Annotated in this window: 15 protein-coding genes and 2 riboswitches; of the genes, 14 read left to right on the top strand and 1 reads right to left on the bottom strand. The window is 62.0% G+C overall.

From position 1 onward, the window contains the following. The first annotated feature begins 211 nt into the window (after positions 1-211). From IEX85_RS22560 to IEX85_RS22520, 9 genes are all read left to right on the top strand, one after another. A complete protein-coding gene (locus tag IEX85_RS22560; RefSeq protein ID WP_188862898.1) occupies positions 212-745 on the top strand; it encodes a phosphatase PAP2 family protein in 534 nt (177 codons plus the stop codon). Positions 746-753: 8 nt separating this feature from the next. Beyond that, positions 754-1,827: an MJ1255/VC2487 family glycosyltransferase gene (locus tag IEX85_RS22555; RefSeq protein WP_188862897.1), complete on the top strand. Its 1,074-nt coding sequence runs from the start codon at positions 754-756 to the stop codon at positions 1,825-1,827. A gap of 584 nt (positions 1,828-2,411) precedes the next feature. Beyond that, positions 2,412-2,538, top strand: a riboswitch (TPP riboswitch). Positions 2,539-2,601: 63 nt separating this feature from the next. After that, complete coding sequence (gene thiD, locus IEX85_RS22550; protein ID WP_188862896.1) at positions 2,602-3,411, top strand: bifunctional hydroxymethylpyrimidine kinase/phosphomethylpyrimidine kinase; 810 nt, start codon at positions 2,602-2,604, stop codon at positions 3,409-3,411. 4 nt (positions 3,412-3,415) lie between these two features. Further along, on the top strand, positions 3,416-4,153 hold the full coding sequence (locus tag IEX85_RS22545; protein ID WP_229722072.1) for an ABC transporter ATP-binding protein: 738 nt from the start codon (positions 3,416-3,418) through the stop codon (positions 4,151-4,153). Then, entirely contained in the window at positions 4,150-4,926 is a 777-nt protein-coding gene (locus tag IEX85_RS22540) for an ABC transporter permease (protein WP_188862894.1), read from the top strand. Before IEX85_RS22545 ends, IEX85_RS22540 begins: the two co-directional genes overlap by 4 nt. Then, complete coding sequence (locus IEX85_RS22535) at positions 4,923-5,867, top strand: ABC transporter substrate-binding protein (protein WP_188862893.1); 945 nt, start codon at positions 4,923-4,925, stop codon at positions 5,865-5,867. The genes IEX85_RS22540 and IEX85_RS22535 overlap by 4 nt, the downstream gene beginning before the upstream one ends. A gap of 10 nt (positions 5,868-5,877) precedes the next feature. Then, complete coding sequence (tenA, locus tag IEX85_RS22530; RefSeq protein WP_188862892.1) at positions 5,878-6,540, top strand: thiaminase II; 663 nt, start codon at positions 5,878-5,880, stop codon at positions 6,538-6,540. 157 nt (positions 6,541-6,697) lie between these two features. Further along, entirely contained in the window at positions 6,698-8,593 is a 1,896-nt protein-coding gene (thiC, locus tag IEX85_RS22525) for a phosphomethylpyrimidine synthase ThiC (RefSeq protein ID WP_229722071.1), read from the top strand. A 201-nt stretch (positions 8,594-8,794) separates the two neighbouring features. Next, on the top strand, positions 8,795-9,286 hold the full coding sequence (locus tag IEX85_RS22520; protein ID WP_188862891.1) for a DM13 domain-containing protein: 492 nt from the start codon (positions 8,795-8,797) through the stop codon (positions 9,284-9,286). 174 nt (positions 9,287-9,460) lie between these two features. Here the strand turns inward: IEX85_RS22520 and IEX85_RS22515 are convergent, their stop codons facing one another. Next, positions 9,461-10,165 carry a DUF3108 domain-containing protein gene (locus IEX85_RS22515; protein ID WP_188862890.1) on the bottom strand — a complete coding sequence of 235 codons (705 nt, stop codon included), beginning with the start codon at positions 10,163-10,165 and terminating at the stop codon, positions 9,461-9,463. Between the two features lie 286 nt (positions 10,166-10,451). Beyond that, positions 10,452-10,528: riboswitch (cyclic di-GMP riboswitch) on the top strand. 341 nt (positions 10,529-10,869) lie between these two features. Here IEX85_RS22515 and IEX85_RS22510 point away from each other — a divergent pair. The 5 genes from IEX85_RS22510 to cpaB all read left to right on the top strand — a co-directional run bounded on the left by IEX85_RS22510 (position 10,870) and on the right by cpaB (position 14,070). Then, a complete protein-coding gene (locus IEX85_RS22510; RefSeq protein ID WP_188862889.1) occupies positions 10,870-11,955 on the top strand; it encodes a GGDEF domain-containing protein in 1,086 nt (361 codons plus the stop codon). Between the two features lie 160 nt (positions 11,956-12,115). Next, a complete protein-coding gene (locus tag IEX85_RS22505) occupies positions 12,116-12,322 on the top strand; it encodes a Flp family type IVb pilin (protein ID WP_229722070.1) in 207 nt (68 codons plus the stop codon). A gap of 18 nt (positions 12,323-12,340) precedes the next feature. After that, complete coding sequence (locus IEX85_RS22500; protein WP_268238109.1) at positions 12,341-12,760, top strand: prepilin peptidase; 420 nt, start codon at positions 12,341-12,343, stop codon at positions 12,758-12,760. Then, entirely contained in the window at positions 12,754-13,218 is a 465-nt protein-coding gene (locus IEX85_RS22495) for a TadE/TadG family type IV pilus assembly protein (RefSeq protein WP_188862886.1), read from the top strand. The genes IEX85_RS22500 and IEX85_RS22495 overlap by 7 nt, the downstream gene beginning before the upstream one ends. Before the next feature lie 12 nt (positions 13,219-13,230). After that, positions 13,231-14,070 (top strand): Flp pilus assembly protein CpaB, encoded by an 840-nt coding sequence (gene cpaB, locus IEX85_RS22490; RefSeq protein WP_188862885.1) that lies wholly within the window; start codon positions 13,231-13,233, stop codon positions 14,068-14,070. The last annotated feature ends 25 nt before the right edge of the window (positions 14,071-14,095 follow it).

The following is a 14,095-nucleotide window of genomic DNA, read 5'->3' as shown; positions in this document are numbered from 1 at the left end:
GTTCGCCCACAGAGTGGGCTCCTGCGGCTGTTGCTTGGGAGCTGTGCCCCGCGGAGAAATGGCTGGCACGGTGCCACATCTTTCGCGGCGGGCGCCGCTCCCACAATCACGCCTCAGGCTCTATGTCACCAAAGCGTCACCTGTTTTTCACCTCGATGTCATGGCGCCGGAAGGAAAATAACACCGAACCCTGACAAGTCCGGTGACGGTGATGAACAGCCTGCAGCAGAAGATAACCCGGTTCGACACCCTGGCGTTTCACTGGTGCCTGAGTCGCCCCCGGGCCCCGGAACTGGCCGTGGTCAGCCGCTGGGTCTCGCGGCTGGGCGACGGGTTGTTCTATATCCTGCTAGGCGCGGTGCTGGCGCTGTTCGAACCCGAAGAGGGGGAGCGGTTCCTGCTTGCGGGTCTCCTGGCCTTCGGCATCGAGCTGCCCAGTTACCTGCTGCTCAAGAACCTGATCCGCCGGGACCGCCCCTGCGATCGCTTCGAGGACTTCGCGGCCTACATCAGGCCCTCCGACCGTTTCAGTTTTCCCTCCGGGCATGCCGCGGCCGCCTTTACCTTCGCCGCGGTGATGGCAGCGCACTACCCAAGCCTGCTGCTGCCACTTTACCTGATCGCCGGCCTGATCGGTGCCGCCAGGGTCATGCTCGGCGTGCACTATCCGACCGATATTCTTGCCGGGGCCCTGCTTGGCATCTGCAGCGCTCAACTCGGCATTCTGCTGTTCACCATAATCTGAAAGAACATATGAAGATTCTCTATGGCGTACAGGCCACCGGCAACGGTCATATCACCCGAGCCCGGGTGATGGCCCCGGCCCTGGCCGAGGCGGGGCTGGAGGTCGACTACCTGTTCAGCGGTCGGGAACCGCAGGGGCTGTTCGACATGGAACCCTTCGGTGATTATGCCTGCCGTCGCGGGCTCACCTTTCGCTATCGCCCCGGCGGCCGTATCGACGTTCCCGGCACGCTGTTCGGCAACAGCCTGCGTGAGCTCTTTCGCGATATCCGCAAGCTGGATCTGGGTGGATACGACCTGGTGATCAGCGACTTCGAACCGGTCACGGCCTGGGCTGCGCGCAGGCGCGGCGTGCCGAGCCTGGGCATTGCCCACCAGTACGTTTTCAATCACCGACTGCCCGGTGGCCATCAGAGCCGTGGTACCCGCGCCGCGATTCGCTCGATTGCACCGGTCGATACCGCCATCGGCCTGCACTGGCATCATTTCGGACAGCCGATACTGCCGCCGCTGATTTCGCCGCCGCGATACCCGGTGACGCTGGAAGCGGACAAGATTCTGGTGTATCTGCCGTACGAACCCCGGGATGAGCTGCTGCGCTGGTTTCGCCCCTTCGACGATCACCGCTTCGTGGTGTATAGCGCGGTCGACAGGCCTCAGACGGATGGCAACGTTCATTTTCGGCCGTTTTGTCGCGACGGCTTCGAGCGGGATCTCGCCAGCTGCGCCGGCGTCATCAGCAACAGCGGCTTTGGTCTGGCGAGCGAGACGGTGCAATACGGCAAAAAGCTGCTGAGCAAACCCTATCTGGGCCAGGTGGAGCAGTTGTCCAACGCGGACATCATGGCGGAACTTGGTATGGCGACGGTGATGCAGCAGCAGTTCGATCCCGGACAACTGGCCGGCTGGCTACGCCAGTCCAACCCGGAGCCTGGGCCTTATCCCGATGTCGCCGGTGCTCTGGCGCGCTGGATTGCCGGCGGGCAGCGCGAAGCGGTTTCCGAGCTGGCGCGTCAGCTCTGGAGCCGTTACGAGGTTCAGACCATCGCGGGCGACCGCCTTGCGCTCGAACGGGCGACCTGAAATCCGCAGCCACTCCCCGTCACCCGACCGGATTGGCGTTCAATTCGTCGCGAACCGGCTCAGGCATGCCTGGTGTCAACCGGCTGCACCCCGGGATTCTCTCCAGAGCCTGATGAACCGGTAAGACCTTGAGCACAATGAATCAGTAGAAGGGCAGGGGCGGATCGCGACCCGTTGCGGGTCATCGGCAGTCATATCCGGGGCAAAAATAAAGAGGGCATGATGTTCCGTCATCATGCCCTCTAAGCTGGCTTCCATTTTCCGTGCGCTGAGTTGCGTCCTGCGAACGTCCGTTTTTCCTGTGCGCTTTACGAGGCCTTCCTTGCTATTCATTCCCTGAACAGGAGATCCACGTTGATCATTATGGACCCATGGCAAAATTTTGATATAGGAAAAATTCCTAAAAATTGTTAATTCACCGTTACAGCTTTAAACGTCAATCAATAAGTTAGGTTTGAATCTTATTTCATTGTTTCAGATCATTTACAGCGGTTTTTCTCCGAATTTACCGGATTTTCCAGAAGCGGCCAAAAACCTTTTGCACTGGCATGGACAGGTGCGCCCCGCTGCACATACACTAGGGTCCATTCTTGTCGGGGTGCCCGGACAGGCCTGCCACGCAACAGCGTGCGGCGGTCGGACGGGCTGAGATCAGACCCGTTGAACCTGACCCGGTTAGCACCGGCGTAGGAAATCGAGATGTCGGCACCAGTCTCTTTCCGTCGTTCTTCTGGTCGATCTCGCCCCGTCGCGGTTTTGCAGCAGGAGACGACCATGTCCAGCCAGCCCTGTCCCATTGCCCTGACGATTGCCGGATCCGATTCCGGCGGCGGTGCCGGTATTCAGGCCGATCTCAAGGCCTTTTCCGCTCTCGGCGCCTACGGCGCTTCGGTGATTGCGGCCCTGACGGCCCAAAATACCCGCGAAGTGCGCGCGATCCAGGATGTCCCCCCCGAATTCATCTGCAGTCAGATTCGCACAGTGTTCGACGATCTGGCCATCGGCGCCACCAAAATCGGCATGCTGGGCCGGGCGGAGGCGATTGCGGTCGTGGCCGACGAACTGTCCGCTTATGGTGCGCGCAATATCGTACTCGACCCGGTGATGGTGGCGAAAAGCGGCGACAAGCTGCTGGCTGACAGTGCCATCGAGAGCCTGCGAAGCCGCCTGCTGCCAATGGCGTCGGTGGTAACGCCCAATCTGCCGGAAGCTGCGGTACTGCTCGGCATCGACGAACCCGCAACCGAAGGGCAGATGCTCGATGCCGCCCGGGCGTTGCTGGCACTGGGGCCTGGTGCGGTTCTGCTCAAGGGCGGCCATCTCGAGGGCAGTCAGAGCGCGGATCTATATTGCGACGGCGTGCGTGAAATCTGGCTGCCGGCGCCGCGTATCGCCACGCGCAATACCCACGGCACCGGTTGCACGCTGTCGTCGGCCATCGCCGCGGGCCTGGCGCGCGGGCTCGATACCGAAACCGCCATTCGCGATGCCAAGATCTACATCAGCGCCGCAATCGAAGCGGCGGACCGGCTCGAGATCGGCTCGGGCCACGGTCCGGTGCATCACTTCCACCGCTGGTGGTAAGCCGGTGCCCGCGGTTTGTATTCGCAATGCCAGTCTGGCCTGGCAGGGGCGCAGTCTTTTCAGCGACCTGGACCTCGATTTGCCCGCCGGCCAGTGGACCTGTCTGCTCGGTCAGTCCGGCGTCGGCAAGAGCTCGTTGTTGCGCCTGCTGGCAGGCCTCACCGAGGGGATGCAGGCGCGCGCTCGCATCGAAACCGACGACGGCCGGCCACTGACGGGCAGAATCGCCTGGATGGCACAGCAGGATCTGCTGCTGCCCTGGCTCTGTGTGCTCGACAATGTGCTGCTCGGGCCCCGGCTGCGCCAGGGCCGGCCTGCCTGCGAACAGCGTGAACAGGCGCGTTACCTGCTCAGTCAGGTCGGCCTGTCCGGTCTGGAAGCGCGTTTTCCGGCTGCGCTGTCCGGCGGCCAGCGGCAGCGTGTGGCGCTGGCGCGGATGCTGATGGAAGACAAGCCGCTGGTGCTGATGGACGAGCCGTTCTCTGCGCTCGATGCGGTAACGCGGCTGCGGCTGCAGGACCTGGCGGCGCACCTGCTGGCGGACCGTACCGTGCTGCTGATTACCCACGATCCGCTGGAAGCGCTGCGGCTGGGGCACCGGGTGCTGGTGTTGCAGGGACATCCGGCGCGGCTCACCGATCCGATCGTACCGGCCGGAGCGACGCCCAGGGCGGTTGACCAGCCACAGGTACTGGCGCTGCAGGGACAGTTGCTGCGTCAACTGACCGAGGCGCCGGCATGAGCGTCTTGCGTGGCCTCGGTGTCGCCGCCGGTCTCTGTGCGATCTGGCAACTGCTGGTCTGGGTCACCGCGGCGCCGAAGTTCATTCTGCCGGGGCCGCTGCTGGTGCTCGATGCGCTGGGAAGCAACAGCGGGCTGCTGCTCGAGCATGCCGGCGTCACCCTGGCGGAGATTCTGCTCGGGCTGCTGTTCGGCGTGCTGCTGGGGCTCGGCAGTGCCCTGACGCTGATCTGGTTTCGTCGGCTGCGTCCCTGGCTGTTGCCGGTGCTGGTGGTGAGTCAGTCGATTCCGGTGTTCGCGCTGGCGCCTGTGTTGATGCTCTGGCTCGGCTACGGCATGGCGTCGAAGGTGGCGATGGCGACACTGATCATCTACTTCCCGGTGACTGCGGCCTGTTACGACGGTCTGCGCCATACCTCGAGCGGCTGGCTCGAGCTCGCGCGCACGCTTGGCGCCGACAGACGCAGCCTGCTGCTGCAGATCCGCCTGCCCGCGGCGCTGCCGGCGCTGGGGTCGGGGTTGCGGGTCGCTGCCTCCGTGGCGCCGATCGGTGCCGTGGTCGGCGAGTGGGTTGGATCCTCCACCGGCCTTGGCTACCTGATGCTGCACGCCAACGCGCGCATGCAGGTGGACCTGATGTTCGCCGCGCTGCTGGTGCTCGCGGTGATGGCGGTCGGCCTTTATTTCCTCATCGACCGGCTGCTGAAGCGGCTGATGCCCTGGCAGCCGGAAACCCTGTTCGACAACGATAACGACAAGGAATCGCTTGCATGAAAACGCTGAAATCCAAGCTGGCCGGCGTACTGGCCGGCACGCTGCTGAGCGCCAATGCCCTGGCTGCGGACAAGGTCACGCTGCTGCTTGACTGGTTCATCAACCCCGACCACGGTCCGCTGATCATCGCCCAGCAGAAGGGGTACTTCGCCGAGCAGGATCTCGAGGTCGAGATGCAGGAGCCGGCCGATCCGTCGATGCCGCCAAAGCTGGTGGCCGCGGGCAAGGCGGATATGGCGGTGTCCTATCAGCCGCAGCTGCACGTTCAGGTCGATCAGGGTCTGCCGCTGACCCGGGTCGGCACCCTGGTGGCGACGCCGCTGAACTCGCTGGTGGTGCTCGAGAGCAGCGGTATCGAGTCGGTCAAGGATCTCGAGGGCAAGAAGGTCGGCTACTCGGTCGGTGGTTTCGAGGACACGCTGCTCAAGGCCATGCTCGGACAGCAGAACCTGACGCTCGAGGATGTCGAACTGGTCAACGTCAACTGGTCGCTGTCGCCGTCGCTGATCGCCGGCAAGGTCGATGCGGTTATCGGCGCCTTCCGCAACTTCGAGCTCAATCAGCTCGATATCGAAGGGCACCCCGCGCGCGCCTTCTACGTCGAGGAGCAGGGCGTGCCGGCCTACGACGAACTGGTGCTGGTGGTGAACAACGCAGAACGCGAAAACCCCAAGTACGGCCGTTTCATGACGGCGCTTGAGAAGGCGACCCAGTACATCGTCAATCACCCGGACGAGGCCTGGGAAAGCTTCAAGGGCTACAAGAAGGATCTGGACAGCGAACTGAACCGGCGCGCCTGGGCCGATACCCTGAGCCGTTTCGCGTTGCGCCCGGCGGCGCTGGATGAGGCGCGATACCAGCGTGTCGGTGCCTTCATGCAGGCCCAGGGGCTGACCAAAACCAACCCGGACGTGGCGAGCTATGCCATCGCGCCGAAGTAAGGAGGACGCGATGACCCTATTCGAACGGCTCAAGGTTGCGGCCCGGCCCGACTGGGATGCCTACATTCAGCATGACTTCGTCCGCGGCCTGGGCGACGGCAGTCTGGACAAGGCCTCTTTCCAGCACTATCTGAAGCAGGATTATCTGTTTCTGCTGCAGTTCAGCCGCGCCTGGGGACTGGCGGTGTACAAGAGCCGCACGCTGGAGCAGATGCGTTACGCCCAGCAGGGCATCAACGCCATGCTGGATACCGAGATTGGCCTGCACGTGCAGTACTGCGCCGACTGGGGTATTAGCGAACAGGACCTGCAGCGCCTGCCCGAAGCCGCGGCGACCGTCGCCTATACCCGTTACGTGCTGGACTGCGGCCTGGCCGGCGATCTTGCCGACCTGCACGCGGCACTGGCGCCCTGCATCGTCGGTTACGCCGAGGTCGCCAACTGGCTCATGTCACAGTCGTGGACCCGTCTCGACGGCAACCCCTACCGCAGCTGGATCGAGATGTACGCCAGTGACGAGTACCAGGCAGTGGCCGCGGCCGAGGTCGAGCTGCTCGAGCAGCTGTGCCGCGATCTGCCACAGAGCCGGCTCGAGGAGCTGGCCGGAATCTTCCGAACCGCGACCCGGATGGAAGGGGCGTTCTGGCAGATGGGGCTCGACCTGAGCTCCTGATTCACAGCTGAGCACCCGATAACCCGAGTTTTCCCCCGCCCCCTGCCTTTTTCGGCGGGTTGGGGATCCTTTGGCCAGAACAGGCGATTTTTCCCTTGTCGACAGGATGTCGGCGTCATTCAGAGCAAAACAAGAGCCAATCAAGAGGACAGCAACAATGACAGAGCAGCACAGGCCCTTCAGTCGTGGTCCGGTTGCCGATACCGCATCGGTGCAGCCGTTTCCCAAGTCACGCAAGGTCTATGTCGAGGGCAGCCGCCCCGATATCCGTGTGCCGATGCGTGAAATCAGTCTCGACGAAACGCCCACCGGTTTTGGCGGCGAGAAGAACGAGCCGCTTTATGTCTATGATACCTCCGGTCCCTACACCGATCCGGCAGCCAGCATCGATGTACGCAAGGGGCTGGCTCCGCTGCGCCAGGCCTGGATCGAGGAGCGCGACGATACCGAGCTGCTTGATGGCCTTTCCAGCGACTACGGCCGTCAGCGCGAAGCCGATCCGAGTCTCGATGCGCTGCGTTTCGAGCTGACCCGCAAGCCGCGCCGGGCACGCCCCCTGAAAGATGGCCGGTCAGGCAATGTCACCCAGCTGCACTATGCACGCGCAGGCATCATCACGCCGGAGATGGAGTTCATCGCCATTCGCGAAAACATGAAGCTGGCCAAGGCCCGTGCCGAGGGCAGCAGCGTCGCCCGGCAGCACCCGGGGCAGAGTTTCGGCGCGCGCCTACCGGACCAGATCACCCCGGACTTCGTGCGCCGGGAGGTGGCCGAAGGGCGTGCCATCATCCCGTGCAATATCAATCACCCGGAACTCGAGCCGATGATCATCGGCCGCAACTTCCTGGTGAAGATCAACGGCAATATCGGCAACTCCGCGGTCACCTCGTCGATCGAGGAAGAGGTCGACAAGATGACCTGGGGCACCCGCTGGGGCGCCGACACCATCATGGACCTCTCGACCGGCAAGAACATCCACGAGACCCGCGAGTGGATCCTGCGCAACTCGCCGGTGCCGGTCGGCACCGTGCCGATCTACCAGGCGCTGGAGAAGGTCAATGGCGTTGCCGAGGATCTGACCTGGGAGGTGTTCCGCGACACCCTGATCGAACAGGCCGAGCAGGGCGTCGACTACTTCACCATTCATGCCGGCGTCCGGCTGGCGTACGTGCCGCTGACCGCCAAGCGCATGACCGGCATCGTCTCCCGCGGTGGCTCGATCATGGCGAAATGGTGCCTGGCGCACCACAGGGAGAACTTCCTCTACACCCATTTCGAGGAAATCTGCGAGATCTGCAAGGCCTACGATGTCGCCTTCTCGCTCGGCGACGGCCTGCGTCCGGGCTCGGTCTACGACGCCAACGACGAGGCCCAGTTCGCCGAGCTTGAAACCCTGGGCGAGCTCACCAGGATTGCCTGGAAACATGACGTGCAGGTAATGATCGAGGGCCCCGGTCACGTGCCGATGCACATGATCAAGGAGAACATGGACAAGCAGCTTCAGGAATGCGACGAGGCGCCGTTCTACACCCTGGGGCCGTTGACCACCGACATTGCCCCAGGCTACGACCACATCACCTCCGGTATCGGCGCGGCGATGATCGGCTGGTACGGCTGCGCCATGCTCTGCTACGTGACGCCGAAGGAGCACCTGGGGCTGCCCAACAAGGACGACGTCAAGACCGGCATCATCACCTACAAGATCGCCGCCCATGCCGCGGATCTCGCCAAGGGGCATCCGGGCGCGCAGATCCGTGACAACGCCATGTCCAAGGCGCGTTTCGAGTTCCGCTGGGAAGACCAGTTCAACATCGGTCTGGATCCGGATACCGCCCGCGCCTACCACGACGAGACGTTGCCGAAGGAGTCGGCCAAGGTGGCGCACTTCTGCTCGATGTGCGGCCCCAAATTCTGCTCGATGAAGATCAGTCAGGAGGTGCGCGAGCTGGACGACAGTCAGATCGCCGCGATCAACCTCGAGGCGGAAGCCGGCATGCAGCAGAAATCGGAGGAGTTCCGCGAAAGCGGCGCCGAGATCTACCACAGGGTGTGATGGACGGGTGAGTGGTAAGTCGTGAGCGGTAGGGCACAGGGACGCGCCCTTCGGTAGGAACGACGCCCTCGTCGCGAATCCCTCCAGCGCTGCTGGCCGATCCGAACGGCGGGGGAGTGAGCCGCTGAAGGGCGGTCGGGCACGGTCGCACGACCGGGGGCTACACTTGAGCCATCGGTATAGGTGAACGGAGCTTGGCGTATGAAAAATCTGATCATCGGCCTGCTGCTCGGCGCGATGCTGGGCGTAACGGCCGGTTTCGCGCTCGGCATCGTCGCGTTCCCGTACCTGTTCCCGCCGGCGCCGGTCAACGAGCAGCTGACCGGTCTCGTCACCGGCGCGCGGGTCGCGGCCGGGCGCTTCATACACGCCGATCCGAAGGACCCGCTCCACCATGGTCGGGGCGGCGTCCAGGTCTACCAAAACCTGGTGCACCTGGAGTCCGACTTCGAGGTCGGGCCGGGGCCCAAGTACCACCTCTATCTCGTGCCCGACGCCGACGTCGGGCCCGACACCGCGGTCGACGAGACGATGTTCGTCGACCTGGGGCGGCTGAAGGCGTTCAGCGGCAGCCAGAACTACCCGGTGCCCCCCGGAACGGACCTCGCCGATTATGGCAGCGTTGTGGTCTGGTGCGAGCAGTTCGGCGTGCTGATCTCACCCGCGCGACTGGTCGCCGATACGCCGCCCTGACCCGGGCGGGTGGTTGGAGGCTGGTCCGAGTGGGGGCGTTCAGGGTTTCTGACAGCCTCCATGGTCAGGTCGGATACGGCAAGCACGAACGGGACCCGTGGGAAGCGGCGTCAGCCACGAACAACCCATGATACCCGCTCGCGGTAGGTGCCGCTCCCGCCATCCATCCCCGCGTCACTCCGCAATCCAGTCGGCGAATGCCGGGGAGGTGCTGGCGTGGTCCAGTTTGATCTCGTAGGTTTCGCCGTCGTCGGTATAGGTCATGCGGGTGAGCTGATAGCCGTCGGTCTCGCTGAACCAGATGCGGGTGTCGTCGGCGCCGTCGTCTTTCACCAGCCGCATCGCTTCGACGCCTTCGCCATTCAGCGTCAGCACATCCTGGCCTTCGACTTTGAAGGAATACTGTTTGAGCTTGGTGCGGCGTAGAAAATGGTAGCTATAGCTGCCGCGCTTGCGGGCGATATCGTGCTGCATGCGCAACTGGTACAGCAGCGGGTCCAGGGTGTCGGGCTCGATGCTGATCTGCTTTTTCCCATCGCCGTCACTGTAGGTTGCCTTGCCTGCAGATTCGTCGAACTTCAGCTCGTAGCCTTTGCTCAGGCCGAAGATTTTCTGCCGGTAGCTGTACTCCAGAGGCGTCCACTTGCCGCGGGAGTCGCGGGTGAAGGTGCTGCTTTCCTCGATACGGGCCAGCGCGCTGTCGGCGATGGACTCGAAGCGATAGCGCTGATTGCCCAGCGGTGTCAGTGTGCGGGCAAGCTCCAGGTCGAAGCCCCGGTAGCGCGCCTCATAGTGGCTTTCCAGCAGCGGCTCGGAGGCCTGCAGCGCGGTTGGCAGCATCAGCGGCATTAATAGCCAGAGTCTGGTTGGGCGGTGCATTTCTCTCTCCCTGTTTGCAGGTTGTGACCGGCTGAGCCGTGAACATGGTCAGGGCCAGTTCACAGTCTAACGAGCTTTGGGCAGGCCCACTTTACAGCACATGAACGGGTAACCGGGAGTGACCCGGTTCGAGTCGACAACTGTATCTGTAATGCGACAGTAGGTTTTTATAATAAATCCTTCTAAAAGCGCTGCCGAGCGACTGCTATAGTGTCGGTGAGTGCCGGATCCCGGATCCGGCTACGGTAACGATTGAGTTACGGTATAGCTTTCTACAAAGATCCTCTCTCGATAACGGCAAAATCCGAGTAATCGGGTGGCGCAAAGTTTCGGATCCCAGTAGCGGATGGCCGGACCACCGAAAGAGAGTGAACCATCACGAGCCGTTGGCCCGAGGATCTTTCGAACAGGGTGTTTCGAAGGGCATTCGGGTATCGGCTTTCTCCCGATACCGGCAGCGTCGATACGCTGCACCTTCCGAACGCTTCGTTCCGGTTGTTCTGGCGATGCCGTATTCCACCGGCCTGGTCTGCGCGGTTGTCGCATGCCGGGCGAGAGTCTGCAGGGAGAGACCGCTCCGACCTTGCTGGAGAGGCCGGTAGCTTGTCAGCCCGTCGCGACAGGGACGTCGCAATTTTAATGCTTCCGGTCGCACCCTGCTGCGTAGCGAATGCGAATGCGAAGGCAATGGACAGGGACGATCCATGAATTTTCTGACCCTAACACTTGGCCGGTTATCTGACTCCGTGCGCTCTCTGTGGGCGGAGCAGGGCGGGCTGCTTGCGGTCGCAGTCCTGCTGTTGCTGGTCGCATGTCTGCTGCTGTCCACGCTGAGTTACCGCCGGCGGCTTGAGCGCGGTGGCGAAGCGTTAAGGCTCGCCAACCGCCGGCTGTCGCTGGCGACGTCGGTGGCTGGCGTCGGTGTCTGGGAGTGGGTGCCGGACAAGAGCCGGCTGGACTGGAATCCGGTGATGTTTCGGCTGCACGGTGTGGTGCCGGAGAAGGATTTTTCGCTGCCGGACTGGAAAGCGCGGCTTTTGCCGGACGACCTGTCCGCATTCGAGGCTCTGATTGCCCGTCCCGGTGCCGAGGGGCGGGAGCTGGAACTTCGCGTACAGCGGCAGGATGACGGCGAGGTGCGGATCCTGAAAACCTCCTGTCAGTGGCAGTTGTGTGCCGCGGGCTGGCATCTTGTCGGCAGCCAGATCGATATTACCGAGGAGCAGGGCACCAAACGCAGGTTGTTTCGGGATGTCTACAGGGATGCGCTGACAGGGCTGCAGAACGCACGGGCACTGAATGAGCGTCTCGGACAGCAGATTGCCCGCCACGAAAGGCGGCGCGGACAACAGGCGCTGTTGTTCATCGATCTGGACGGCTTCAAGGCCGTCAACGATACCTGGGGGCATGACGCCGGCGACCGCCTGCTGCAGGGGGCCGCCAACCGCATGCGGCTGGCGCTGCGGCACGAGGATCAGGTGTTCCGGCTGGGCGGCGACGAATTCGTGGTACTGCTGCACGGCGCTTTCGAGGACACCGGCATACTCGAGCGGATTGCCGGCAAACTGATCGGTACCCTTTCGGAGCCCTACGACTGCGACGGGCACTGGTGCCGCGTATCGGCCAGCATCGGTATCGCCCGTGCCCCCGGCGATGCCCAGACGCCGGAGGCGCTTTTGAAGGCCGCGGACACGGCCATGTACCAGGCGAAGACAGGCGGCAAAAATCGCTTCTGCTTTTATACGGACGCTAGCCTTTGCGAGTCTGAATGTCAGAAAAATGTAAGCTGATTTTTTAAAAAAGTGCGTGACCTGCATCTTTTATCTTTGTATTCTGTCGCGGAACGGATACGGAATAAATCTGTTTGCGGTTAAGCTCGATCGAGCGCCAAGGAGTTTGGCATTCGGTGAAGTCCGGGCTGAAAATGACACGGGACTTTGAGGGATTATGATGAGCAAGCTGAATCTCTTCTATTGCCGCGTTCGCGGCGGAATAAACCGTTTCTTCCGTGATGAAGACGGCGCAAGCGGTATCGAATATGCGTTGATTGCTGTGATGGTGGCGGTTGTGCTAGCTGGCTTTATAGGAGCCGGAGGCATTGATGAAAAGATTGAGGCTGTCTTTAATTCGATCCAGACGGCGCTAACTTCGTTCTGATGGTTTTATTTTAAATTATTGATTTTTATAGCTTTCTTTGGCGTTTTGCTGTTGATTGCTGTCTTTGACTACAAGCACCAGCGAATACCGAACCTGGCAGTTGCCGGGTTAGTACTGATTTCCCTCTTGTCACTGATTATCCGAGGGGTCAGTCCGGCCGGTGAAGTGTTGGCTGCGCCTGATGTCGTTCGTTCGATTTTTCTGGTTCTGGTCATAACCTTGCCAGGGTACTGCAGGTGTGAACTGGGTGCTGGTGACATGAAGTTATTGCTAGCGCTTTGTATAGTTTTTCTTCCTGTCCAGATGCTAATAATCATTGCTGGCTCTTTTTTATCGACGTTTATATTCGGAAAAATAGCAAAAGTTGAAAAAGTCCCCTATGCGCCGTTTTTGATGATTTGCTCAATTATAATGGTTGCCGGAGATAAAGGATGGTAAATCCGTATAGCCAGCGAGGCGCAGCCGGAATTGAGTTTGTTCTGGTTTTTCCGGTTTTTTTTCTGATTTTTTACGCCATCGTAAATTACGGGCTGATTTTTTCCGCCAACCAGATGCTGCAGTATTCGGCCGAGGAAGGCCTGCGCAAATCGGTCTCTTTTGTCGATGAAAGCTGCTATTTCACCACGGCCGGCTGCGATACCGCTTCGGTGCGCAACGAGGTCGAGAGCGGGGTGCGCGCCAGCCTCGTGGAGCTGGCGCGCAATGCCAGCTCAACCAGCCTCGGCAGCTTCTTCGGCCAGCCGCTGGATGATGCCCTGCTGATCAGCACCACGGATACCGCCGGCGGCTGCTGCCGGGTCGAGCTGACCTGGAATTACGAAACCTATCCGTTTTTGCCGCCTTTGATGCTGCCGGTTCCGGATCAGCTGAGAACGGTGGCAAGCCTGGACCTCTGAAGGAGCCACACCATGCAGGTTCGCTTTCTCAGACTCTTCGCCATTCTGTTGTTCGGTCTGGCACTGGCGCTGGGGCTGTACAGCCTGCAGTTCGGTGATCAGCCGATGGCACCGCAGGCAGTCCCCCCGGCCGTGCAGGAACCGACCGAGGTGGTATGGGTTTTCGTCGGCGATCTGCCTGAAGGCACGGTGCTTGCCCCCGAGCAACTGGCGCAGAGTCGCGTTTTACAACGCAATGAGCCCGACCTGCAGGATGCCGAACCCTTCTACGGCCGGGTGCTGTCCCGACCGGTGCCAGCCGGCAGCCGGCTTCAAGCGTCGATGCTTGAACCGGAGCGGCCGTTGCATGATGCGCTCGAGCCGGGGTACCGGGCGCTTGCGATCAAGGTCGACGAGGTGACGGCGGTCGGTGGCCATCTGCGGACGGGCGACTGGGTCGACGTGCTTTTCTATCTCAAGGCGAACCGCGAGTCCGGTGACAGCAGTACCGCACGACGTCTGCTGAGCAATGTGCAGGTGCTGGCCTACGGCCCGGAGCTGATCGGCGATGACGAACAGGAGCGCCAGGAGCGATCCCGGTCGGTGGTGCTGGCGGTGCCGGACGAGCGGACCTCGGCGCTTTTGCTGGCGGAGAGCAGCGGCACGCTGAGGCTGTCGGTGGTCGGGCAGCAGGAAAAGCTGCGCGACGCCCGCGCCGATCAGAACCAGACCTATACCACGGCGTTGAAGACGCTGGTGGCGCAACCGGTGACGGCACCTCCGCCGCCACCGCCGCCCCGGGTGGTTCGGGCACGGCCCAGGGTCGAACTTTATCTTGGCGAAGAGAAGCAACTGGTCAGCACCCGCCGTTGAGCCGGTGCCGGTGGTACAGGGAGGT

Source organism: Marinobacterium nitratireducens (assembly GCF_014645375.1).
Taxonomy (GTDB): Bacteria; Pseudomonadota; Gammaproteobacteria; order Pseudomonadales; family Balneatricaceae; genus Marinobacterium_A; species Marinobacterium_A nitratireducens.
This window is presented reverse-complemented; position numbering and strand designations above follow the sequence as displayed.